The organism is Caballeronia sp. SL2Y3 (assembly GCF_022879575.1).
GTDB lineage: Bacteria > Pseudomonadota > Gammaproteobacteria > Burkholderiales > Burkholderiaceae > Caballeronia.
Genome location: NZ_CP084263.1, coordinates 24,440 through 47,524 on the forward strand (window position 1 = coordinate 24,440; position 23,085 = coordinate 47,524).

General features: G+C 64.6%; 20 protein-coding genes. 12 read left to right on the top strand and 8 right to left on the bottom strand.

Annotation, left to right across the window (positions count from 1 at the left end; all coding sequences use genetic code 11):
- The first annotated feature begins 38 nt into the window (after positions 1-38).
- Positions 39-557 (top strand): GNAT family N-acetyltransferase, encoded by a 519-nt coding sequence (locus tag LDZ26_RS22445; RefSeq protein WP_244851506.1) that lies wholly within the window; start codon positions 39-41, stop codon positions 555-557.
- A 63-nt stretch (positions 558-620) separates the two neighbouring features.
- Here the strand turns inward: LDZ26_RS22445 and LDZ26_RS22450 are convergent, their stop codons facing one another.
- Positions 621-2,069, bottom strand: coding sequence for a chemotaxis protein CheW (locus LDZ26_RS22450; protein ID WP_244851507.1), 1,449 nt, complete (start codon positions 2,067-2,069; stop codon positions 621-623).
- Positions 2,070-2,071: 2 nt separating this feature from the next.
- The gene (locus LDZ26_RS22455) at positions 2,072-3,868 is read right to left on the bottom strand and encodes a PAS domain-containing methyl-accepting chemotaxis protein (RefSeq protein WP_244851508.1); all 1,797 of its coding nucleotides are present in this window, start codon (positions 3,866-3,868) and stop codon (positions 2,072-2,074) included.
- A gap of 182 nt (positions 3,869-4,050) precedes the next feature.
- Between LDZ26_RS22455 and LDZ26_RS22460 the strand changes: the two genes are divergently transcribed.
- Both LDZ26_RS22460 and LDZ26_RS22465 read left to right on the top strand, forming a co-directional pair.
- Positions 4,051-4,557, top strand: coding sequence for a GAF domain-containing protein (locus tag LDZ26_RS22460; RefSeq protein ID WP_244851509.1), 507 nt, complete (start codon positions 4,051-4,053; stop codon positions 4,555-4,557).
- Between the two features lie 105 nt (positions 4,558-4,662).
- Positions 4,663-5,895, top strand: coding sequence for a Zn-dependent hydrolase (locus LDZ26_RS22465; protein WP_244851797.1), 1,233 nt, complete (start codon positions 4,663-4,665; stop codon positions 5,893-5,895).
- 24 nt (positions 5,896-5,919) lie between these two features.
- On the opposite strand, the gene LDZ26_RS22470 is transcribed toward LDZ26_RS22465, so the two are convergent.
- From LDZ26_RS22470 to LDZ26_RS22490, 5 genes are read right to left on the bottom strand one after another with little or no spacing between them, the layout of a single operon-like run.
- A complete protein-coding gene (locus LDZ26_RS22470; RefSeq protein WP_244851510.1) occupies positions 5,920-6,735 on the bottom strand; it encodes an amidohydrolase in 816 nt (271 codons plus the stop codon).
- Entirely contained in the window at positions 6,732-7,754 is a 1,023-nt protein-coding gene (locus LDZ26_RS22475; RefSeq protein WP_244851511.1) for a hydroxyacid dehydrogenase, read from the bottom strand. Before LDZ26_RS22475 ends, LDZ26_RS22470 begins: the two co-directional genes overlap by 4 nt.
- Complete coding sequence (locus tag LDZ26_RS22480; RefSeq protein WP_244851512.1) at positions 7,751-8,830, bottom strand: LacI family DNA-binding transcriptional regulator; 1,080 nt, start codon at positions 8,828-8,830, stop codon at positions 7,751-7,753. The genes LDZ26_RS22475 and LDZ26_RS22480 overlap by 4 nt, the downstream gene beginning before the upstream one ends.
- Before the next feature lie 18 nt (positions 8,831-8,848).
- Complete coding sequence (locus LDZ26_RS22485) at positions 8,849-10,744, bottom strand: TRAP transporter large permease subunit (protein ID WP_244851513.1); 1,896 nt, start codon at positions 10,742-10,744, stop codon at positions 8,849-8,851.
- 16 nt (positions 10,745-10,760) lie between these two features.
- Positions 10,761-11,792 carry a TRAP transporter substrate-binding protein gene (locus LDZ26_RS22490; protein WP_244851514.1) on the bottom strand — a complete coding sequence of 344 codons (1,032 nt, stop codon included), beginning with the start codon at positions 11,790-11,792 and terminating at the stop codon, positions 10,761-10,763.
- A gap of 336 nt (positions 11,793-12,128) precedes the next feature.
- Between LDZ26_RS22490 and LDZ26_RS22495 the strand changes: the two genes are divergently transcribed.
- From LDZ26_RS22495 to LDZ26_RS22535, 9 genes are read left to right on the top strand one after another with little or no spacing between them, the layout of a single operon-like run.
- On the top strand, positions 12,129-12,887 hold the full coding sequence (locus LDZ26_RS22495) for a GntR family transcriptional regulator (protein WP_244851515.1): 759 nt from the start codon (positions 12,129-12,131) through the stop codon (positions 12,885-12,887).
- 46 nt (positions 12,888-12,933) lie between these two features.
- Entirely contained in the window at positions 12,934-13,740 is an 807-nt protein-coding gene (locus LDZ26_RS22500; protein WP_244851516.1) for an SDR family oxidoreductase, read from the top strand.
- Positions 13,741-13,755: 15 nt separating this feature from the next.
- Complete coding sequence (locus LDZ26_RS22505) at positions 13,756-14,688, top strand: 3-keto-5-aminohexanoate cleavage protein (protein WP_175942647.1); 933 nt, start codon at positions 13,756-13,758, stop codon at positions 14,686-14,688.
- Positions 14,689-14,701: 13 nt separating this feature from the next.
- Positions 14,702-15,481, top strand: a complete 780-nt coding sequence (locus LDZ26_RS22510) for an N-acyl homoserine lactonase family protein (RefSeq protein WP_244851517.1) — start codon at positions 14,702-14,704, stop codon at positions 15,479-15,481.
- A 39-nt stretch (positions 15,482-15,520) separates the two neighbouring features.
- Complete coding sequence (locus LDZ26_RS22515; RefSeq protein ID WP_244851518.1) at positions 15,521-16,648, top strand: sugar ABC transporter substrate-binding protein; 1,128 nt, start codon at positions 15,521-15,523, stop codon at positions 16,646-16,648.
- Positions 16,649-16,659: 11 nt separating this feature from the next.
- A complete protein-coding gene (locus tag LDZ26_RS22520; RefSeq protein WP_244851519.1) occupies positions 16,660-18,183 on the top strand; it encodes a sugar ABC transporter ATP-binding protein in 1,524 nt (507 codons plus the stop codon).
- An 11-nt stretch (positions 18,184-18,194) separates the two neighbouring features.
- Entirely contained in the window at positions 18,195-20,294 is a 2,100-nt protein-coding gene (locus tag LDZ26_RS22525) for an ABC transporter permease (protein ID WP_244851520.1), read from the top strand.
- Positions 20,295-20,313: 19 nt separating this feature from the next.
- A complete protein-coding gene (locus LDZ26_RS22530; protein ID WP_244851521.1) occupies positions 20,314-21,258 on the top strand; it encodes a 3-hydroxyacyl-CoA dehydrogenase in 945 nt (314 codons plus the stop codon).
- Positions 21,259-21,285: 27 nt separating this feature from the next.
- Positions 21,286-22,188: an SMP-30/gluconolactonase/LRE family protein gene (locus LDZ26_RS22535; protein ID WP_244851522.1), complete on the top strand. Its 903-nt coding sequence runs from the start codon at positions 21,286-21,288 to the stop codon at positions 22,186-22,188.
- A gap of 63 nt (positions 22,189-22,251) precedes the next feature.
- Here LDZ26_RS22535 and LDZ26_RS22540 read toward each other — a convergent pair whose 3' ends face one another.
- Positions 22,252-22,806 carry a response regulator transcription factor gene (locus tag LDZ26_RS22540; RefSeq protein WP_244851523.1) on the bottom strand — a complete coding sequence of 185 codons (555 nt, stop codon included), beginning with the start codon at positions 22,804-22,806 and terminating at the stop codon, positions 22,252-22,254.
- Between the last annotated feature and the right edge of the window lie 279 nt (positions 22,807-23,085).

The window sequence follows — 23,085 nt, forward strand, 5'->3', positions numbered from 1 at the left end:
GGTAACGTATCGCTGTGTCTGTCCAAACAGGTCCATCAATGCTCGTTCGCCAGCTCACTCCATCCGACGCGTCGTCATTCGTCTCTTTGCGGCTAGCCGGACTGAAGGAGTGTCCTGCCTCGTTCGCTTCCAGCTATGAAGAAGAAGCGGGCCGCTCGCTGCATGACGTCGAAAGACAACTGGCGGCGGTGAGAGGCCAATGCGTGTTCGGCTCTTTCGATGGAGCCCGCCTCGTCGGCGTCGCGGGCCTCGGACGTGAGCACCCGCGAAAGCTGAGTCACAAGGCGTTTGTCTGGGGCGTCTATGTCGCGCCGGACATGAGAGGCCGGGGCGTCAGCAGAGCGCTCATCGTCGCACTCATCGAGTTTGCGCAACTCGAGCCTGATATCACGCAAATCAATCTGACTGTGAACGCGAACAACGAGCTCGCAACCCGGCTTTACAAGTCGTTGGGCTTCGAACCCTTCGGCCTGGAGCGGAACTCGTTGTTTGTGGACGGTCGCTTCCACGACGAGGTACACATGTCGCTGAAGATCGATCGCCGGACCGCGTCATAGGACGGCGCAGAACGCTGCGGGATTCGCTCGACGCCGGAATGCAGCGGCAATCCGGCATCGGCTTCATTGGTGAAGCGCTTCCTCACCGACCTGTAGCGCGGCGAACCGCTCCGACACCTTCTGAGCGAGGTCGATGAGTCGATAGCTGATCCGGCTCGGTCCGGTCATCGTTACGATCTGGTATGTGCCGCCCGTTTCAGGGTCGAAGGCCCGGGATATCTGCGTCGCGTCGGTCGGCCCGGACATGGTCAGCACAGCGTCTACCGCAAACGCAAGCGTGAGCCCGTCCACCACGACGACCAGCGCCTCATGCCGCTCCGAACCCGCCGCCAGGTCCAGATTCACGAGCTCGACAAGGTCATTACGCCAGTTGATCAGTCCAAGGCTCGCTTGGTCCACGCCCCCGCGCACTTCGATCTTGGGGTCCGTCACGATTCCGGCTACGTGTTCGATGTTCGTCGCGTAAGGACGTCCCGCCACCGAGAACACAATGTAGGAACCGGTGTATGCCGCTGCCGGGTTCACCGTGGCCGAACCCGTCTGCGGCGCTGTGGTGCGCGGCAGATGCATCAGGCGTCCGCTGCTGGAAAGCGCTTCCGCGTTCAGAACCAGCGCCGTTCTGCTTCCGGATGTACCGATAGCGCCGAAGAAGAAGCCGGGTTCGGTAAAGGCAACGGGCGACACCGGCCGTATGTCTTTGGGCGCGAGCAGTACCAGTTCTGAAAGCTCGTCGACGGCGAAACCGGTCACACGGTCACCGTGCGCGAGGACCAGCAGATACTTGCCTTGCCCCGTTTCGCGCTGGGGAAGACTCAATACCGCAGGAAGGTTCAAGACGGCCAAGTCCGCCCCTAACCAATGCGCGACTCCCAGGAACGTGGTGTTGCCCGGACTCGGTTGCTGAAGCTCGGGCATTGGAATGACGCATCGGACGCTGAGCGCGTCGACGCCGAGCAGATGCTCGCCGCAACGTACGATCGCGTGCTGTCTGCGTCGCGACTTCTCATCTTCGTTCGAGCTAGCTTGGGGGCTTCCCGTGTCGTGGAGCCGAGCCGTCTTCCGGGCAGCCCTTCCCGCCGTTGCTTCGCACAACGTAGCAACGTTCGCAATGCCGACGAGCGCCGACGGTTCTCCGAGCGAAGCCAGCACGGGAAAGAGGTCCGCTGCGGATTCATCGTCCGGCGTCAGGGTAATCAGGCTGTCTCGGTCGATCGTCTCTGTTTTGTCGACTGCATCGACTTCGATGCCGAACACGGCATCGCCCTGGCGCAGAACGATGACGTGTCTCGCTGGCTCATGCGCTGTCTCATCGGGGCAAATAAGCCGGTAGGTATCGAGCGTAGCGACGGCGTCGCCGCGCAGCAGGAAGTATCCCTTCATGCTGGCCGGCTGACCCGGTATCTGCTGGTAGGCGCACGGCGCTTCCACCGCCTCGACGATGTGCTCGACAGGGATCCCGAAGCGGACCGAGCCGACCTGCACGACGCCGACAACAAGTGCTGACGAATCCATCATCAATTCTGGCGGGACAGCGCGGCCACGGTGGAAGACGAACGAACCGCCGCTTCGCCGCCTGTTACCAGCGTCAGCTCGCGCAACAGCTCGGAGACAGTACGCGTAGCGGTTGCCTGCTTTTCGGTTACCTGATGTATCGCCGCGATGGTCTCGGTCGTACGGTCGACACCCGCCCGAATACGGTCGAAGCCGTTTGCTGCGCGTCCGGAGGTTTCGCTTCCGGTCTTGATCCGATGCACGGACTCGTCGATGTGGCGACGAATCTCGTTGGTCGCCTGCGAGCAACGCTCGGCCAGCCGACGCACTTCGCTCGCAACGACGGAGAATCCCAGCCCATGCTCTCCCGCACGCGCCGCTTCGATAGCGGCGTTGAAGGCGAGCATGTTGGTCTGCGTGGCGATCTCGCTGATAACCTTCACGACTTCGCTGATACCGGCGGAGGACTGCTCGATCTCCTTGATAGCCGACATCGATTCAGCCAGCGTACGGCCGCCCGTATCCGCCTCGGCCTGCGTTTCGGTCGCGACTGCCGTTGCCTCGCGCGTGCGCGTGGCGATGCCGTCGATGGACTGGGACAACTCGTCGATCTTCTCGCTCATTGCAATCAAACTGGCCTGCATGCGGCGCTCGCGCTCCACTTGCGCGGTGATGTCGCTCGCGTACTTCACGATCTTGTAGGGCCGGCCGGACTCGTCGAGCACGGGGTTGTACGTCGCCTGAAGCCACACGCGGTACCCGTGCTTCGATACGCGCTCGAAGCGCCCGGCATGGTAGTCGCCGCGGCTGAGTCGCGCCCAGAAGTCGCGGTATTCGGCCGTTGCGGTCGTTTCGGGATCGCAGAAGATCCTGTGATGCTTGCCGACGATCTCGCGCAGCGTATAGCCGATCGCATCCGTGAAGTTCTGATTGGCGGCCAGAACGTTGCCTTCGAGGTCGAACTCGATGACCGCATTCGCCCGGTCGATGGCGGCCAACCGTCCATCTCGTTCAGCGACGCCGCGTTTGAACTCCGTGATGTCGGAGGCGAACTTCACAATCTTGATGAGCCTGCCGTCCGAGCTATAGATCGGGTTGTACGTCGCCTGAATCCATACTTCGCGGCCGCCCTTTGCGATGCGCTTGTACTGCCCGGCGTCATACTCGCCACGCCCGAGCTTTTCCCAGAACGAGCGATAAGCGTCCGTGTTCAGGTACGACGGCTCACAGAACATCCGGTGATGCTGGCCTTTCACTTCTTCGAGGCTGTAGCCCATCAGATGAAGGAACAGGTCGTTCGCCGCAAGGACGTGGCCGTGCAAATCGAACTCGATGACAGCCTGTGCCCGTTCCATCGCCCGCACCTTGCCGGCGTGATCGTCGGCGAGCGTGCGCGCGCCGGTAATGTCGGTGGCGACCTTCACGATCTTCTGGACATTGCCGCTTTCGTCGAGGACAGGCGTGTACGAGCCGTGAATCCAGACTTCCGAGCGCGTCTTGTTCAGGCGTCTGAACTCGCCGCTCGCTTCGCGTCCCGAGGCGAGCATGATCCAGAAGTCCTGGTATGCCTGACTGTTGGCGTATGCGGTGTCGCAAAAGATGCGGTGATGCAATCCGACTACCTCATCCGCCCGGTAGCCCATCAAGGTCAGGAAGTTGGCGTTCGCGCGCAGGATCACGCCGTCGGGCGAGAATTCGACGACGGCACGCTCTTTCTCTGTGGTGGCCCACAAGGAGCGCAATTCCGCGAGGGGCTTCTGACCGGCTGCTGCCGCGTTCGACGCGCATACGGTGAGTGAGGGTTCGGCGTTCGGATTCATGGTTCGAGTATTTCCAGAGCGTCCCCGATGGACTGTCAGGGCTTAGGCGGGCTTAGTTTCTTGTTAGCGGCAGCAGGGCGACCGATCTTTAGCTGCATCGCGGAAAGAAAGCGCTTAAGTACGGGTCGAATTCTGCCGACAAGACATCGATCAAAGACCAATCCTTAGTCCAACGAGTAACGATGTCCGAGTATCCGGTTCTATATAACGAAGAAGACAGACTCGATGCGGTCGCGCAATGCGGCTTGCTCGATACGCCCGACGATCCCCGAATCGACCGCATCACGCGACTTGCGGCGTATGTCACGGCGTGCCCTATCGCGCTGGTGTCGATCGTCGCGGCGCACCGGCAATGGTTCAAGTCGCGGCACGGGCTCGCGGTTAAGCAAACGCCTCGTGATATCGCCTTCTGCAACTATGCGCTCGTCGAGCCGGGCATCTTCGTGGTCGAAGACGCAACGAAAGATGATCGCTTTCGACTGAACGCCCTCGTGACGGGCGACCCCGGCATCCGCTTCTATGCGGGCATCGCGATCACCGGGGCGAGTGGCCACCGTTTGGGCACGTTGTGCGTCATCGACACCTCGCCTCGTGCGCTGTCGCCTGTTCAGAGGCGCTTGTTCGAGGATCTCGCGGGCTGTGCCGCCGACGTTTTGCGCGTGGTCGAAGCCGAAATGACCGCGCGGTAAAAGAGCAGCGCTAGATCGACGAAGCAAAGCGCGGCAGCCTCAAGGACCGCGCGCTCGTCGCCCGGCTGATACGCTACGCGTTTGCCACGCATGGAAAGGACCGCCGTGTTGAAGATCGATCCCGCCCGCCTGTTGAACGACCTCGAGCACCTGCGCAGCTTCGGCGCGACGGGTCCGGGCGTCGTGCGTCTCTCGCTGTCGCCGGTGGATATGGATGCGCGCCGCTGGCTGGCGCAGCGCATGAACGAGGCCGGGCTCGATGCGTCGATCGACGGCGTGGGCAACGTGTTCGGCCGCTCGCGCAACGACGGCCCGGCGCTCCTGATCGGCTCGCACACCGACACGCAGCCGACCGGCGGCTGGCTAGACGGCGCGCTCGGCGTGATCTACGGCCTCGAAATCGCCCGCGCGCTTGCCGAGTGCGATGCGACGCGCCATCTCGCGGTGGACGTCGCATCGTGGATCGACGAGGAAGGCACGTTCTCGGGCTTTCTGGGCAGCCGCAGCTTCGTCGGCGACCCCGTCGACGAGGCGATTCGCAGCGCGCGCAATCGCGAAGGCGTTCTGCTCGGCGACGCGCTTGCAGAGGCCGGCATCGCAGACGCGCCGCGTGCACGCATCGACCGCGCGCGTCACAAGGCGTACATGGAGCCGCACATCGAGCAGGGTGGCCGGCTGGAGGCGCATGGCAATGCCATCGGCGTGGTGACGACGATCGTCGGCATACGCGAGTTCCGGCTGCGCTTCATGGGACAGCGCAATCATGCAGGCACGACACCCATGTCGATTCGCCGCGACGCGGGCGCGGGGCTGGTCGCGTTCATTACGCGCATGAACGAAGCATTCGAGCGGCTCGCCGATGCCGATACCGTGTGGACAGTCGGGCGCATCGACCTCGATCCCGGATCGTTCAGCGTGGTGCCGGGTTCCGCCGACATGTACCTGCAATTCCGCGACGCAAATGCGCAACGCCTCACTGCAATGGAAGCCGCGCTCGCCGAACTGATCCGCGACTTCAACGCGCAGGAGAAGGTGAGCGTCGAGATACGCGACATCGAGCCGCCCGAAGAACCGGTCACGATGGACGCGGCGCTGCAGGCCCATCTCGCGGATGCAGCGGAAGCGCTCGCGCCGGGGCAATGGGAGCGCATGCCGAGCGGCGCGTCACACGACGCGCAGGTGATTGCGCATCATCTGCCGGCGTGCATGCTGTTCGTGCCGAGCATCGGCGGAGTCAGCCATGACTTCATCGAGGATACGGCTCAGGCGCATATCGTATTGGGTTGCGAAGTCGCGGCGCAGGCGGCTGCGAAGATTCTGCAAGGGATGCGGGGATAAGCGGCAGCACCAGCGCAAGCCCGGTTAGAACTGGTACACCTCAGCCGGATTCTCCACGAGAATCTTGCGCCGCCCCTCGTCCCCCGCGACGAGACGCATCGCCCATTCGAGCATGTGCGCGTCCTTAGGCACCGGCCGCACATTGGGATGCGGCCAGTTCGATGCCCACAGTCCCCGCTCCGGATACCGCGACGACAACTCGCTCACGAGCCACGCCACATCGTCGAATGCGGGCGGACCGACACGCGAACTCTCATACGGCGCGGACAGCTTGATCCAGCAGCGCCCGCCATCCAGCAAACGGCACAGCGACGTGAAGCCTTCGCTCTGCGGCGAGACAGGCGCGAGAAACTTGCCGAGATGGTCGATCACGAGCCGGGACGCGACACGCGAGAGCATCGGCTCATGGCGCGGCAACGCATGCCCGTTGAGTTGCAGATCGATGTGCCAGCCAAGCGGCGCGATGCGCGCGGACATCTCGGCCAGCGCGTCCCACGGCAAAACGCCGCCCGGCAGCATCATGAAGCGCACGCCACGAATGCCCGCCTCATGCAGACGCTGCAATTCGTCGTCGCCGACATCCGGCGGCACGACCGCAACGCCGCGCGCCCCGTCGCCCAGTTCGGCTATCGCGGCAAGCGTGCAGCGATTGTCGAAGCCATAGCCGGTTGGCTGCACGACGATCACGCGGGACAAGCCGAGCGTGCGCTGCATCCGCGCATACGCGGACGCAGGCGCCGGTGGCGGAACGAACGTCGCGCTCGCGGCGAGCGGATACCCTTCCTCGTAGACATGAATGTGGCAATCGCACGCGCCTTCGAAAGGAAGCGGCGACTTCATCGCGCATCCGCCGGAACGTCGATGCCCGCGTGGCCCCAGCGCGCCAGCCGGAACGCGTGCGCCGCATTCACCGCGCCGGCCGGCATGCGACCGTCGAACAGCGCCTCCGTCTGCGCGACCGTCTCCATCGACTGATGCTCGATCGCGCCCGGCGTCAAGCCACCCACATGCGGCGCCGCGAGCACACGCGGATGCGCAGCCAGCCGGGGCGATGGCATCTGATCCGGCGCACGCCCGACATCGAGCGCGCATCCCGCGATCCGTCCGCTCTCCAGCGCGGCGAAGAGCGCGGCGTCATCGACCAGTTCACCGCGCGCCGCGTTGATGAAATACGCACCCGGCTTCATCGCGGCGAAGGCGCGCGCGTTCATCAGATTCGCGGTCTGCTCATTCGCGGGCGCGAGACACACGACGAAATCGGCCTGCGCGAGCAAGGCGTCCAGATCGACCGCGCGCACGCGGGCATCGTCGATTCGCGCGTAGGGGTCGGACACGATCTCGCGCATCCCGAATGCGAGCGCGAGTTCGCACAGATAACGCGAGATCTGTCCGTATCCGATCACGCCGATCGTGCTGCCGCGCAATTCGCGGCCCATCTGCGGCACGGGCGCTTCGTTGCGGTGATAGGCCGACGCATACGCGGTAGTCGCGCGTGCGAGATCGAGCATTGCGCCGATCACCCATTCGGATACCGCCGGCACGAAGCCCGCGCTCGCCTGCGTAACGAGCACGCCATGTTCGCTGGCGGCATCGACATCGACGGTGCGGATATCCACTGCGCAGCGCACGAACGCGGCGAGCTTCGGCAGCGCCTCGAACAACGCGCGCGGCGCAGGCGTCTGACGATACGCGATGACGACATCCGCGTCGCGCGCCTTGTCCGCGAGTTCGGCGGTGGTCAGCTCGCGGTCTTCGGGGTTGTAGGCGACATCGGCGATCTTCGCGAGCGCCGCCACCGCGCGGGCGCCGAAATAATGGTCCAGCCTATGCCGGGGGTGACTCACGAATACCTTGTTCATTTTCTGGTCCTGGATTGCTTCGTTACCGGCCTCGCGCTGCCCGGCGGCGCTACCGATTCCCGTTCGACGAGCGTGATTTCCGTGAACAGCGCCTGCTCCGATGCGGGCATCGGCTCATCGTGCGCGCGCATGACCCGTTCGACCATCGCGGCGGCCATGGCGGGCACCGGAAGCTGCACGGTGGTGAGCGCGGGGTTCGAGATCGCCGCCAGAAAGTGCCCGTCCATGCCGACGATCGACACGTCCTCGGGCACGCGCAGCCCCGATTCGCGCAAGCCCGCCATCAGACCCAGCGCCATCAGGTCGTTGACCGCGACGATCCCGGTCGGGCGCTCGTCGTCGGCCGCCAGTCGACGCGCAAGCGCGCGGCCGTTTTCGGCGATCATCGAGTCGCCGTATTCGTTGACCGGACCGCTGTCGAGCACCTGCGCGCGCCCGGACAGGCCCGCTTCGCTGGCAGCGGCGAGAAAGCCGTCGATCTTGTCGCGCCGGCTCATCGTCTTGCCAGTCAGCGTCGCGAATGCAAGCCGCGTGTGACCCTGTCCGATGAGATGACGTGTCGCCATGCGCGCAGCACCGAAGTTGTCGGGCGTCACATGATCGACGCGCGTGGCTTCGCCTTCGGTCGCGCGGCGGTCGTAGCTCACGACGACCATTCCGCGCCCGGCGGCGGTTTCCAGATGGCGCTCATTGGCGAGCGATGAAATCACGATCACGCGGCGCACGCCCTGCGAGAGCAGGTCCTCGAAGAACGAGGCTTCCTTCGCGGGATCGCGATACGTGTTGCCGATCATCACCCGATAGCCGTAACGCTCCTGCGCATAGGTCTCGACCTCGCGCGCGATATAGCCGTACATCGGATTGGCGATGGACGGCACCAGCAGTCCGACGATCGGCGTCTGCCCGGTCTTCAACTGACGCGCCAGCGTGCTCGGGCGATACCGCAGCGTGCTGATGGCGGCCTGCACGCGGGCGAGCGTTTCCTGGCGCATCTGATCGATGCGGCCGTTGAGCACGTTCGACACGGTGCTCACGGACACGCCGGCTTCGCGGGCCACATCCTGAATGGTGCTCATAGCGTTGACTTCTACCGGCTACAGGCCGAGCCGGGTCGGCAACCAAAGTGAGAAAGACGGCACCAGAACCAGCGCCACCAGTGCGATGGCCAGCACCAGCAGATATTTGACCATGGGACGCGCCACCGCCTTCATGTCCGTGCCGGTGATCGCGCAGGTCGCGAACAGGCCGAGACCGACGGGCGGAGCGAAAAGGCCGAAACCCATCGCGACGACGATCACCGTGCCGAAGTGCAGAGGGTTGATGCCGAGCTGCGTCGCGATCGGCGTGAGCAGCGGGCCGAAGATGATGAGCGCGGGCGCGCCTTCCAGCACCGCGCCGAACACGATCATGATGAGCACGGAGAGCAGCAGGAACATGGTCGGGCCATACTGATGCGCGAACGCGATCATCGAATCGGACACGAGCGCGGGAATCTGCTCGATGGTCAGCGCGAACGAAACGCTCGATGCGGCCGCCACGATGAACAGAATACTGCTCGCCATCGACGCCGAGCGCACGAACACGCGCGCGATCGACTTCGGCGTGAGTTCGCGGAACGCGAGCCAGCCGACGACGAGGGCATAGACCACGGCGAACGCCGATACTTCCGTCGATGTCGCGATGCCCGAAGTTACGCCCTTGCCGATCATCGCGATCATGACCAGCGCGACGAGCGCGCCGCCGAGCAGCGGCAGCCACGCACGCGGGTGCGTCAGGGCATCGGCGAGATTGATGCGCCGGCCGCAGATGACGGCGACGATCGCGAGCGCCACGGCGAGCACCGCGGCCGGCACGACGCCTGCGAGAAACAGGCCGGCGATCGAAATGTTCGCGACGAAGCCCATGATGATCATGTTGACGCACGGCGGGATGGTTTCCGCCATCACGGCGCTGCAGGCGAGCAGCGCGGCGGCTTCGTTCGGGTCCTCGCGGCTCTGGCGCACCGCGGGCATGACCACGCCGCCGACCGCCGCGATATCCGCCAGCTTCGAGCCGGACACGCCCGAGAAGAACGCGGTCGCCATGATCGTGATGAGGCCGAGACCGCCGCGTACCCGCCCGAACATGCGCAGCAGTAGTTCGATCAGTCGCGACGACATCCCGTTCGTTTCCATCAGAAGGCCGGCGAGCACGAAAAACGGAATGGCGAGCAGTACGAAATGATCGGTGCCGGCCATGACCTGCTGCGAATACACGAGCATCGGCAGGGACGGTTCCGCGAGGAAGTAGAGCAGGGCCGAGAAGGCGAGCACGAAGCCGATCGGCACGCCGAGCACGAGTCCGCCGATGAAGCCGATGGCGAGCAGCGCGCCCGGCCGCACCGAATGACCGGGCACGAGCACGTCCCACGCAAACACCGCAGCCGCGATTGCCACGCAGCCGAGCAGCGTGCCGAGCACGAGTCGGCGCGTGCCGTTCAACGCATGGGCGAGGGCGAACACTGTCATGAACAGGCTGCCCGCGACGAGCGGATACACGTTGATCCACGCGGGCAGGCCGCTCGGCGTCATCTGCCCGTATGAATCGACGAGCAGCAGACACGACGACACGCAAAGATTGGCGGCGACGCCCGCGATCACCCAATGGCCGGCATGCACGAGCGCCGGTTGCCAGCGCTTCGGCAGCATGCCGCGAAACAGATCGACGCCCACGTGCTGGCTGCGCCCGAGCACGGTGGCCGCGCCGAAGAAGACCAGCACGATCATCAGCGCGCGGGCGACTTCCTCGGCCCAGTCGAACGGGTCGTGCAGGAAATAGCGGTAGATAACGGACAGAAACACCACGAGCACGTCCGCCGCGAGCACGGCCGCGCACAGATATTCGATGCCGTGCATCAGGTGCCCGAGACCGCGCGCAAGCGGCGTCTCGCGACCGAAGTCCGGCGCGGCGAGCGTGGCTTCGGGGCCGGGCGTCGCAGAGAAGGTGGTCATGGCGTCGTTCCTCCGTTCAGGCCCGGGCCGAGGCGATGGCGGTGAAAAGCGGCGCGGTCGCGGGATATTGCTTCGCGAAGTTCGCGTACAACTGCGTCTGCATTTCCTTGCGCGCGGTGTCGCGATCGGCCTGCGACATCGGGTAGAAGGTCATGCCGCGCTTCCTGAGTTCCTGCTCGGCGCTGGCGGCGGTCTGGATCGCCGTGACGCGCTGCTTCGCGGTGGCGTCCTGCGCGGCCTTCTGGAATGCGGGACGCAGGTTCTCGGGGATCTTTGCGAGCGCGCGGCGGCCCATCACGACGACGAGCGGGCTGAAGACGTGTTGCGTCTGCCAACACGACTTCACGACCTCGTCGTACTTGCTGGCGAGCACGGTGGCGCAATCGTGTTCGAAGCCGTCGACGACGCCCGTCTGCGCGGCCATGTACAGTTCGCCGATGGGAATGGGCGTCGGCACCGCGCCCATCAGCTTGAAGGTTTCCATGAACGCGGGCGTGGGCAGGACACGCAGCTTCACGCCCTTGATGTCCGCGAGCGATTGCGTCGGCTTCTTCGTGAAGACATTTCGGCCTCCGAAGGAATAGCCCCATGTGACGACGGAGCAGCCGGCGCGCTGTTGCAGCATGCTGTCGAACGACTTGCCGACGCTGCCGTCCATCGCGCGGCCGACGTGGTCGAAACTGTCGAAGACGTAGCCGAGGTCCAGCATGCCCAGCTCGGGCAGCACGGTCGCCCAGATCGACGAGCCGGTGACCATCATGTCCACGGCGCCTACCTTGACCTGCTGCACGACGTCGCTTTCCTTGCCGAGCTGGTTGTTCGGGAAGTAGTCGATGCGGATCTGGTCGCCCACGCTCGCCTTCAAGTTCGCGGCGAGATTCTGATACCAGACGTAGTGCGCGGCGTTCTCGTTCGCGGGCATCGAGGACGACAAGCGCAGCGCGACGGCCGGCTGCGCGCGCACGATGGCGGGAAAGCCCGCGCCCGCCGCCGCGAGCGAGGCTGCCGAGGCCGTCTGAAGGAACCGTCGCCGGGAAATCGAATGCATGGTGTGTCTCCTGATTGCCGCGTGAGCGCGGACGAGTTGTGCGCACGGGACCATCCGCCGCGCGACTGTATCGATTTAGTGTATCGATACAGTAGGCGAGCGGTTTTCGACGGTCAACCGCACGTTTTCCCGTAGGCTCGTCCGTTTTGCGACGGCGTCGCCCTACCTGCGGACGCATTGGATCGGTCCATTGCGTCAACCGCAGCGCACACGAGACGCCCTACAACTCGGCGTTTTCACCTAGTTGACTCGTCGAGAGACTCTGCCCAAACTGCGTTGCATGCGGTGTGATCACACATCACAACGACAACAGGTATGCCTTTCGGAGGTCTTCTCGTGGCGACTCGCGCATCACCGGACTTACCGGCACTCGAACTGGTTGCACGCGAGACGATGGCGAGCCGCGTCTACACGCAGTTGAGGGAAGCCATCATGACCGGCCGCTTCGCGCCCGGGCAGTTGCTGAGCCTGCGCAGCGTCGCGGAAGCGGTCGGCTCCTCGACGATGCCGGTGCGCGCGGCGCTCACCCGCTTGCAGGCGGAAGGCGCGCTGATCGACGGACCCGGCCGTGCGCTCATGGTCCCGCCGATGACGCTCGAACTGCTCGAAGAACTCCGCGACGTGCGCGTCGCGCTCGAAGGCGCGGTGGCCAAACGCGCGGCTTCGCGAATGACCCGCTCGCATCTCGCCTCGCTACAGGAGATCTTCGACGAGATGGATGCCCACGTGGAAGCGGGCGACGTGGCCGCCTACCTGCGCAGCAACTTCCGGTTTCATAGCGCGATCTACGCGCACGGCGCGAGCGACATCACCCAGGCGACGATCCAGAACCTCTGGATGCGCATCGGTCCGTTTCTCAACCTCGTCGCGCCTGACATTCCTCACATGCGCCGTTCGATGGCCGCGCATCGCCATATCGTCGAGGCGCTGTGGCGCGGCGACGGCGAGGGCGCGCGCGCCGGCATCGAGGAGGACATCGGCGACGCCGCGGCCGATCTGCAGGAGCGCCTGCAAAGCGCCACGAGCGACGAAGCAAGCGACGAAGCAAGCGACGAAGAAAGCGACGACGGCGGCGGCAATCTGGCGCAAGCCTGAATCGAAGAAGATTCGTACAACGAATGAAAACAACCGGAGACGGACAATGACGGTTCTGCAGATGCTGAAACCGCGCGCGGGCTTGCGCGTGCTCATCACGGGAGGCGCATCGGGCATCGGGCTCGTGATCGCCCGGGCGTTCGTCGATGCAGGCGCGCGCGTCCATGTATGCGATGCGAGCCAGCAAGCGATAGACGAGCTCGCCCACGCCGAAGCGGGCGCGGAAATGAACCCGATCACGGCGACGCTCGCGGATGTATCGGACCGCGACGCGGTGGAGCGCGTGTTCGCGGACGTGCAAAGCCAGCTCGGCGGGCTGGATGTGCTCGTGAACAACGCCGGCATTGCCGGGCCGACCGGCGGCATCGACGAGATCGACGTCAAGGCGTGGGAAGACACCGTCGATGTCAATCTGAACGCGCAGTTCTACTTCGCGCGCCGTGCGGTGCCGCTGCTACGCGAAGCGAGGGAAGGCGGGGCGATCATCGCGCTGTCCTCGGTCGCCGGGCGTCTCGGCTACGCATTCCGCACGCCGTACGCCGCGACGAAATGGGCCGTGGTCGGCATGACCAAGAGCCTCGCGATCGAACTGGGTCCCGACAACATACGCGTCAATGCGATACAGCCGGGCATCGTGAAAGGACCTCGCATCGAACGCGTGATCGACGCGCGCGCGAAGCAACTCGATCTCTCTTACGAAGAGATGGAGAAGCAGTATCTCGCGAAGATTTCGCTGCGCCGCATGACGACGCCGGAAGAAGTCGCGGCCACCGCGCTCTTCCTGTGCTCGCCTGCAGGCAGCGGCATCTCGGGACAGGCTATCTCGGTCTGCGGCAACGTCGAAGTTCTCTAAACGCACGAGGATTCCATGGCAACGAAACGCAAGGTCATCATCACCTGCGCGCCGACCGGCGCCATTCACACGCCGTCCATGTCGCCGTATCTGCCGGTCACGCCGCAGGAAATCGGCGATGCCGCGCTCGCCGCCGCCAAGGAAGGCGCCGCGATCATTCACCTTCACGCACGCGACCCGAACGATGGCCGTCCGACGCAGGACCCCGCCGTGTTCCAGGAATTTCTGCCGCGCATCAAGGCGGAAACCGACGCGGTCATCAACCTGACGACCGGCGGCAGTCCGCACATGACGGTGGCCGAGCGCCTGAAGCCCGCGCATCACTTTCAGCCGGAGGTGGCGTCGCTGAACATGGGCTCGATGAACTTCGGCCTCTATCCGATGCTCGATCGCTTCAAGGAGCTCAAGCACGACTGGGAGCGCAAGCATCTCGAGAACAGCCGCGATCTCGTGTTCAAGAACACGTTCGCGGATATCGAATACATCCTGACTTCGTGCGGCGCGAACGGCACGCGCTTCGAGTTCGAGTGCTACGACATCTCGCACTTGTACAACCTCGCGCATTTCGTGGATCGCGGGTTGGCGAAGCCGCCGTTCTTCGTGCAGAGCGTGTTCGGGCTTCTGGGCGGCATCGGCGCGCATCCGGAAGACCTCGCGCACATGAAGCGAACCGCCGATCGCCTCTTCGGCAGCGATTACGTCTGGTCGATTCTCGGCGCGGGCCGCAACCAGATCGCGCTCGGGTCCATCGGCGTCGCGCAAGGGTCCAACGTGCGCGTCGGACTCGAAGACTCGCTGTGGATCGAGCCCGGCAAGCTGGCCGATTCGAGCGCGGCGCAGGTGCGCAAGATCAAGCAGGTGATCGAAGGGCTGTCGCTCGATATCGCCACGCCCGCCGAAGCGCGCCAGATGCTGCAACTGAAGGGCGCGGACAACACCAATTTCTGACCGGGAGCGCACAGTGAGCGCGAAGCTGAAAGTCGTCGCGATGCCGACGGGATGGCTCACCGTCGATCGCTCGTCGCAAGTCTATGGTCGTTACTTCGGCCAGCAGATCAAAGTGCCGGTGTGGTCCACGGCCATCGTCGGCGCGGACAAGAAGATCGTGGTCGATACGGGCATCCACGATCCGGGCTGGGTTTCGAACTTCGTTTGCCCGTGCGATCAGGCGCCGGAAGAAAGGCTGGAACGCGCGCTGAAGGAATACGTCGGCTGGAGCGCGGACGAGGTCGATATCGTCATCAACACGCACCTGCATTACGACCACTCCGGCGGCAATACGCTCTTCAAGAACGCGCGATTCGTGGTGCAGGCGCAGGAATGGGAATACGCGGGTCGCCCGCTGCCGACGCAGGCCACCTATTACCAGGAGTTTCTGATCGGCCGCGAGCCGCTGGCGTACTTCCGCTGGCAGTTCGCGCACGGTGTTACCGATATCGTGCCGGGCGTGCGCGTGGTGCCGACGCCGGGTCACACGCCGGGCCATCAGTCCGTCGCCGTGGATACGGAAGAAGGCGTCGTGCTGATCGCGGGAGATTGCGCGAACTGCATGGAAAACATCGTCGATCTGGTGCCCGTCGGCATCGTGCACGAGACGCTTGCCGAGATCGGCTCGCTCTCGCGCATACGCCAGATCGCCGACTTCGTGATTCCCGGACACGATCCCAACGTCGTGCCGGGAAGCGCGGGCATCGCATTGCCGGCGAGCGCGCGCTTGCCGCATGTAGTGAAAGAGGCGTAAGACCGAAAGCAGTCAAGAAGACAACCAGCGGAGGAAGACATGAAAGCATGGACGAATACGATCCGTCATGCGGGCCGGGCAGCGCTCGGCCTCGCGATGGCGACGGCGCTTGCGATGTCGGGAAGCGCGCACGCAGCGGGCAAATACAAGGTGTTTCTGTCGATGAGCTATGTCGGCAACGACTGGCAGACGGAAGCCGCGAACATGGTCAAGGCCATGGCGAACACGCCGGCGTTGAAGGACAAGGTCGATCTCGAAGTGCAGGTCGCGGGCACCGACGCGCAGAAGCAGATCCAGCAGATCAACTCGATGGTGCAGGCGGGCGCGAAGGCCATCATCATCTATCCGATCTCGCCCACTGCGCTGAATCGCGCGATCAAGAATGCCTGTTCGAAGGGCGTGGTCGTCGCGGCGTACGACGCCGAAGTGACCGAGCCGTGCGCGCATAACGTGAACATCGATCAGCATCAGGCCGGCACGGTGACCGCGGAATGGCTCGCGAAGACGATCAACGGCAAGGGCAACATCGTGCTCATCAACGGCGTGCCGGGCACGTCGGTGGACCGCGCCCGCACCGAAGCCGCGAAGGCCGTGTTCGCGAAGTATCCGGGCATCAAGATCGTCGCGGAAGGCACCGGCATGTGGAGCCAGGCGACGGCCAAGACCGAACTGTCGAAGATTCTCGCCACCAATAGCTGGGACAAGATCGACGGCTTGTGGATGCAGGTCGGCTGCTTCACGGCGGCGTCGATGCAGCTCGACGCGGGCATCGCGGACGACAAGATCAAGCCGTGCGCGGGCGAATCGTCGAACGGGCATCGCGTGCAGATGCTGCCGCCGGGCGAGGTCAAGGGACAGGGCGCGTATCGCTCGATCGGCTACCGTTCGATCTCGTACGGCGCGCCGCCGTACTCCGGCGCGATGGCGCTCAAGATGGCTGTCGCGAAGCTCGACGGCAAGGACTTCCCGCAGCACATCACGCTCAAGTTGCCGCTCGTGGAGAACGGCCAGTCGAAGTTGTGCAAGACCGGCAGCATCGACGAACTGAAGGCGGGCTGCACGGCATTCAGCCCGGACAAGGTGCCGCCGGGCTGGTTCGCGGACATCTACTCCGAAGACACGAAGGAAGTCGGCTTCAACGCGGCGCTCACGGGCAACCAGGACTAAAGGCGCTCATCATGAACGACGCATCTCTGGCGATCGATCTATCGAAGGTGACGAAGCGTTTCGGCGCGACGGTCGCACTCGACGGTGCGTCGTTCCGCGTGAAGCGCGGCGCGGTGCACGCGCTGCTCGGCGAAAACGGCGCCGGCAAATCCACCACGGTCAAGCTGTTGTCCGGATTGATGCAGCCGGACGAAGGCAACATCCGCGTGATGGGCGCCGAGGTCGCCATGCGCGGACCGAAGGACGCGCATCGGGCGGGCGTGCAGACCGCGTTTCAGGAAATGACGCTGGTGCGCGATCTCACGGTCGCGCAGAACCTGCTGATGTCGTATGAGCCGACGGGTCTCTTCGGGCGCATCAGGAAGCGCGAAGCGCAGCGGCAGGCGTCCGAGTGGCTGGATAAGCTGGAACTCTCCGACGTGCGTCCCGGCGCGTATATCCGCGACCTGTCCTTGCCCGTGCGACAGAAGATCGAGATCGCGAAGGCGATCGTGCGCGGACCCCAAGTGCTGCTGCTCGACGAGCCGACGTCCGCGCTTTCCGGGCGGGACGTCGCGTGGTTGTCGCGCCGCATCGATGAACTGAAGGCGAAGGGCGTCACGTTCGTCTTCATCTCTCACCGCATGCAGGAAGTGCGCGAGTTCTGCGACAGCCTCACCGTGTATCGGAACGGTCGCGATGTCGGCGAGTTCGATGCAGCAGACATTACGGACGACGAAGTAATCAAGCTAGTCATCGGCAGATCGCTCGAAGCGAAGTATCCGCCGAAGGTCGAGCCGGCCGCGCTTCGCGAAGCCGCGCAGAAGCCCCCTGCGATGGAAGCGCGCGGCGTGCGCGTGGACGGCGTGGTGACCGACTTCGATCTGGTGCTCAAGCCTGGCGAGGTGCACGGCATTGCCGCGTTGCAGGGAATGGGGCAGCGCGAGCTGTTCGAAGCGCTGTTCGGCGCGACCTATGTCGACGACGGGCAAATCCTCATCGACGGCAAGCCGGTCACGCTCACATCCACCGCCGATTCGCTCAAGGCAGGCGTCTCGACGAGCTTTCTGCCGGAGGATCGCAAGACCGAAGGTTTGTTCCTCCGCTTGCCCGGTGGCGACAACGTGTCCTTGCCGGTGATCGGGCGTTATGCGCGCTTCGGTCTTATCGACCGCAAGCGGGAGCAGGCCGCCATCCGCACGTCGCTCGCGCAGATGGAAGTCAACCCGCGCGCGCTCTATAAGCCGTGTCTCTCGTTCTCCGGCGGCAATCAGCAGAAGATCGCGATGGCCAAATGGCTGCTCACGCAAAGCCGCGTGTGGCTGATGTTCGATCCGACGCGCGGCATCGACGTCGGCACCAAGCATCAGATTTTCGTGCTGATGCGCGCTTTCGCGGCGGCGGGCGGCTCCGTGCTGTTCTATTCCACCGATGTGCCTGAGCTCGTCAACGTCTGCGACCGCGTGTCGGTGATGTATCGCGGCCGCAATGTCGGCGAGCTTTCCGGCGACGCGCTCACGGAAGAAAACGTGATGCGCAAGATGCTTTCGACTTGAGAGGTGCTTCCATGAAGGTAGCCATTGCGTCGCCCGACAGCGAGACCGTCAAGCCGGGCACAGGAACAGGATGGGGCGCGCGTCTGGACCATCATCGCGGGCTGATCATCGCGGTCGGCGCGTTGCTCGCCATGCTGGCCGCGTGGGTCGCGCTGTCCGCGACGCCGGTCGGCATGTATGACCTCGGCTCGGTCATTTCGAGCGCGACGACGCTCGCGCTCGCGGCCATCGGACAGACCATCGTCGTGCTGACCGGAGGCTTCGATCTGTCAGCCTCGGCGGTCGTCTCGCTCGCGAATGTGCTTGCAGTGCGATTCGTGCAGGGCACGCCGCTCGAACAATGGATGGGCGCGGCGCTCATCATCGCGATCGGCGGCGGCATCGGGCTCGTCAACGGCGCGCTGATCGCCTGGTTCCGCCTGCAATCCATCGTCGTCACGCTCGCAACGATGTTCATGGTGCAGGGCATGACGCTTCTGATCCAGAACAAGCCGGGCGGCAGTGTCGGTGAGCAGTTCGGCGCATTCCTCACGTCCGATCTGATTCCCGAGAAGCTGCCGATGTCAGCAGGAGTCCTGATCGTCGCGTTGCTGATCTGGGCGTTCGTGAAGCGCACGCGCTTCGGCGTGGGCCTATACGCGCTCGGCAGCGATCCGGACGGCGCGTTCGCCAACGGCATGCCGGTGACGCGCTATCGCATGGCGACGTATGCGCTCGCCGGCATGTTCTACGCGGCCGCGGGCCTGTACGTATCGGCGCAGACCGGTTCCGCCGATCCGCTCGTGGGCCGTCCGCTGCTGCTGTCGATGTTCACCGCCGTCGTGCTCGGCGGCACCTTGCTCGGCGGTGGGCGCGGCGGCTGCGTCGGCACCGTGTTCGCCGCGATGACGCTGATGATCACCGTGAACATACTGCTGGTGCTGAACGTATCGGCGTTCTTCACGACGATCGCCGAAGCCATCATCCTGATTCTCGCGGTGCTCGGCGCGTCGATCGGCAAGGAATCGGCGGCGCGTGAATCGATGCGTCACGCCGCGCAGTGGCTGAAGGCGGTGCGAACCGGGACGCGGGTCACGCGCGACGCGCAGGCGCGGCGCGTGTCGTTCCAGGTCAATGACTTCCGCGCCATCGAGAACACGGAGCTGAAGGGGCGCGCGATCGGCGACTGGATAGAACGCAATCGCGAATGGGCGAAGTATGTGCTGCCCGCCTATCTGCTTTTTATCGGCGTGGTCGCGGTCACGGGTGTCGTGTACGGGCCGGGCGTGCTTTTCAGCGCGAACTTCTATAGCAGTCTGCTCACGCTCACGCTCTTCCTCGCGATCCTCGGGCTCGGGCAGGGCGCGGTCATCCTGACCGGCGGCCTCGATCTGTCGATGCCGTGGCTCATCACGCTCTCCGGCGTGCTGCTGACGGGCCTCACGCACGGCGTCAATGGCGCAGCCGCGTGGGCCGTACCGGTCGTGCTGGGCGTGGGCGTGCTCGTGGGGCTTTTCAACGGCATCGGCGTCGTCATGCTGGGGCTGCCGCCTATCGTCGTCACGCTCGCGGCCAACGGACTGCTGCAAGGGCTGACGCTCATCTACTGCAACGGCTCGCCGCAAGGCTGGGCGCCGTCGGCGGTCAGCGACTTCACCAATGGCCGGCTCGGGCCGCTGTCGCTCGCGGCGTGGAGCGTGCCGGTGTTTCTCGCGTTCGCGCTATTGCTTTTGCATCGCACGCCGTTCGGGCGCCGCATCTATGCAGTCGGCAACTCGCAGATCGCGGCGAAGCTCTCCGGCGTGCGCGTGGGCGCGGTGCTGATTGCCGTGTACTGCGTCTCGGCCGTGTGCGCGGCGCTCGTCGGGCTGCTGCTCGCCGGCTTCAGTTCGCAGGCATTCCTCGGCATGGGCGACCCTTACCTGCTGCCGTCCATCGCGGTCGTCGTGGTGGGCGGCGCGCTCATCACGGGCGGACGCGGCCACTATCTCGGCGTCTTCGGCGGCGCGCTGCTGCTCACCGCGCTGGGCACGCTGCTCGCCGGCACGACGGTTCCGCCGGCGGTGCGCGACATCATCAACGGAGTGGTCGTGCTGGCTGCCGTCATCACGCTGCGCGACAAACGCGCCTGACATAAGGAGAACGAAACATATGAGCACGAGAGAGATAGCGGTGATCGGTTCGGGGCGGATCGGCCGCGCATGGGCGATCGTGTTCGCCCGCAGCGGCTTTACCGTGAAAATCCACGATGCGTCAGGAGACATGCTTTCGGGCGCGATCCCCGCCATTCGCGAGAGCGTCGAGGATCTCGCTTCCTTCGGCCTGATCGACGAAAGCGTGGACCGTATCGTCGAGCGCATAAAGACCTGCGATTCGCTCGCCGAAGCGGTGGCCAACGCGGATCTGGTGCAGGAGAACATCGCCGAGATCGTCGATGTGAAGCGCGCCATGTTCGCCGAACTCGACCGCCTGACGAAGCCCGAAGCGCTGCTCGCCAGTTCGACATCGGGGCTGCCCGCGTCGACGTTCACGGAAGGGCTGGACGGTCGCGCGCGGTGCCTCGTCGCGCATCCTGTCAACCCGCCGTCGCTCGTGCCGCTCGTCGAACTGTGCGGCACGCCGTGGACTTCGCAAGAGACGCTGCAACGCGCGCGCGTCATTTACGAGCAAGCGGGACAGAGCCCGGTCACGGTCAACCGCGAAATCTCGGGCTTCCTGCTGAACCGCATTCAAGGGGCGGTACTCGACGAGGCGTTGAGCCTCTATGAGCAAGGCTACGCGAGCGCCGCCGATCTCGATACGGTCATGCGCGACGGGCTCGCGATGCGGTGGTCGTTCATGGGCCCGTTCGAAACCATCGACCTGAACGCGCCCGGCGGCGTGGCGGATTATGCGTCGCGCTACGGCGGCACCTATCGCAGCATTGCCGATACGCGCGTGCCGTTCTCATGGTCCGATGAAGCCGTCGCCAGTCTGCACGCGCAGCGCCGCGAACAGCTCCCGGCCGACCAGATCGAGGCGCGCAGCCGGTGGCGCGATCGCCGTCTGATGGCGCTGCTCGCGCACCGGCGCGCCGAGAAAATCAAGAACGACTGACAGAACGAACCCATCAAGGAGACGACGATGCCCGAAGTACGCTTGCTGGTGGATGCCAATAATCACCTGGGCGAAGGACCGCTCTGGGACGTGCGCGAAGATCGGCTCTACTGGATCGACAGCACGGCAGCCGAAATCTACAGTTGCCGCGCGGATGGTAGCGAGGTCACGCGTTACTTCGTGCCGCATCACATCGGCTCGATGGCGTTGCGCGAGAAGGGCGGCGCGGTGGTCGCGCTCGCCAACGGCCTGCATTTCTACGACTTCGAGTCACAGACCGTCGAGTTCATCGCCGATCCCGAATCCGACGATCCCGAGACGCGCTTCAACGACGGCAAGGTGGATCGCCGGGGCCGCTTCGTCGCGGGCACGATGGCCTATGACTTCGACCGCTATTTCGCGGATCGCGGCCAGCGTTCGACGCGCAGCGGCGCGTTGTACCGGCTCGATACCGACGGCCGCGTGACGCGTCTCGACAGCGGCATCACCTGTTCGAACGGTCCGTGCTGGAGCCCGGATAATCGCACGCTCTATTTCACGGACACCTACAGCAAGGAGATGGTCGCCTACGACTACGACATCGAAACGGGCGGCGTTTCGAACAAGCGGCTCTTCGCATCGGCCCGCAACATGGCCGGCACCTTCGATGGCGCGACCGTCGACGAAGAGGGCTATATCTGGTCGGCGCTGGTCTTCGGTGGGCGCATCCTGCGCTTCTCGCCGGATGGAAAAATCGATCGCGTCGTGCCGTTTCCCGTGCGCAATCTGACGAGCGTCATGTTCGGCGGCCCGAACCTCGACACGCTCTACGTATCGACCATGGGCCGCCCCATGTGGGGCATTCCGCAGAAGGAGAAGGACAAAGGCGGATTGTTCGCCGTGACCGGGCTCGGCGTGCGAGGTCTTCCCGAGCCGCGTTTCGCTGGATGAATGCGGCCGGTGCGCCGATCCAGGCGAACGGCGCCGAAGCCTCTACGAAGCCGGAGCCTCGCGTCACTCGCCCGATCCGCGCACGTCGTTGTTCATTGCTCGCATGAACCGATACACGAGCGCGGCGCGCGAGCGCACGCCGAGCTTGGCATAGATCGTTTTCACGTAGGTGCGCACGGTGAACTCGCTGATCTGCAAGCGGCCCGCGATCTGCTTGGTCAGGAAGCCCATGCATACCAGTTGAACCACTTCCATTTCGCGTCGGCTCAGCATGCGCATGATGTCGATGCCGATCGCGCCATCGGGTGCCCTCATCGCGTCGTGATCCGGAAGCATCGGACGCATGGGCCGCTCGGTGACGACGGCATAACGCTGTCCTTCGAACTCGAAGCGGACGATCGGCTCATCGCCACCGCGCGACGTTACGGGCGTCTCGCTCTGATGCGCCGCGCGCGGCACGCCCGCGCCATCGACAATGGCTCGACATACCTTGCCTCCGAGTTCGATCGTCCCGACCTCGCGCATGCCGGTCGCATCCGCGAACTCGACGAGCACGGCATCGTGCCCAGGCCGCTGCGAATCGCAGGACGCTTTGCGCTTGTCTGGAACCGTCGCCACGAAGCGCCTCCCATCGGATCGGCTCAATCCTGACGCGAAAGCGTAAAGCCGTTCGGTAGCCGGTCATTGCCTCCGACCTCGCGTGCGCCCTAAAGCGGTGCGCCGCGTCGTCATGCGGCGAATCGCGTGGCGCGAGCGTCACGCGAATCCACCGGAGGCTTCACTCATCGCAGCACGAATGCAAGCGCCGAAGAAGAGTCGTTTGGATACCTTGCAATGCGATCAACGCGAATTGCGATCAGGTTACTGCCGTATTTTTAGGTATACCGAATGTAAAAA

What these genes read in the sequence shown, in the direction of transcription:
- LDZ26_RS22445 (WP_244851506.1), top strand. Translation starts at nt 39, where the DNA reads ATGCTCGTTCGCCAGCTCACTCCATCCGACGCGTCGTCATTCGTCTCT.
- LDZ26_RS22450 (WP_244851507.1), bottom strand. Translation starts at nt 2,069, where the DNA reads ATGGATTCGTCAGCACTTGTTGTCGGCGTCGTGCAGGTCGGCTCGGTC.
- LDZ26_RS22455 (WP_244851508.1), bottom strand. Translation starts at nt 3,868, where the DNA reads ATGAATCCGAACGCCGAACCCTCACTCACCGTATGCGCGTCGAACGCG.
- LDZ26_RS22460 (WP_244851509.1), top strand. Translation starts at nt 4,051, where the DNA reads ATGTCCGAGTATCCGGTTCTATATAACGAAGAAGACAGACTCGATGCG.
- LDZ26_RS22470 (WP_244851510.1), bottom strand. Translation starts at nt 6,735, where the DNA reads ATGAAGTCGCCGCTTCCTTTCGAAGGCGCGTGCGATTGCCACATTCAT.
- LDZ26_RS22475 (WP_244851511.1), bottom strand. Translation starts at nt 7,754, where the DNA reads ATGAACAAGGTATTCGTGAGTCACCCCCGGCATAGGCTGGACCATTAT.
- LDZ26_RS22480 (WP_244851512.1), bottom strand. Translation starts at nt 8,830, where the DNA reads ATGAGCACCATTCAGGATGTGGCCCGCGAAGCCGGCGTGTCCGTGAGC.
- LDZ26_RS22485 (WP_244851513.1), bottom strand. Translation starts at nt 10,744, where the DNA reads ATGACCACCTTCTCTGCGACGCCCGGCCCCGAAGCCACGCTCGCCGCG.
- LDZ26_RS22490 (WP_244851514.1), bottom strand. Translation starts at nt 11,792, where the DNA reads ATGCATTCGATTTCCCGGCGACGGTTCCTTCAGACGGCCTCGGCAGCC.
- LDZ26_RS22500 (WP_244851516.1), top strand. Translation starts at nt 12,934, where the DNA reads ATGACGGTTCTGCAGATGCTGAAACCGCGCGCGGGCTTGCGCGTGCTC.
- LDZ26_RS22505 (WP_175942647.1), top strand. Translation starts at nt 13,756, where the DNA reads ATGGCAACGAAACGCAAGGTCATCATCACCTGCGCGCCGACCGGCGCC.
- LDZ26_RS22515 (WP_244851518.1), top strand. Translation starts at nt 15,521, where the DNA reads ATGAAAGCATGGACGAATACGATCCGTCATGCGGGCCGGGCAGCGCTC.
- LDZ26_RS22520 (WP_244851519.1), top strand. Translation starts at nt 16,660, where the DNA reads ATGAACGACGCATCTCTGGCGATCGATCTATCGAAGGTGACGAAGCGT.
- LDZ26_RS22525 (WP_244851520.1), top strand. Translation starts at nt 18,195, where the DNA reads ATGAAGGTAGCCATTGCGTCGCCCGACAGCGAGACCGTCAAGCCGGGC.
- LDZ26_RS22530 (WP_244851521.1), top strand. Translation starts at nt 20,314, where the DNA reads ATGAGCACGAGAGAGATAGCGGTGATCGGTTCGGGGCGGATCGGCCGC.
- LDZ26_RS22535 (WP_244851522.1), top strand. Translation starts at nt 21,286, where the DNA reads ATGCCCGAAGTACGCTTGCTGGTGGATGCCAATAATCACCTGGGCGAA.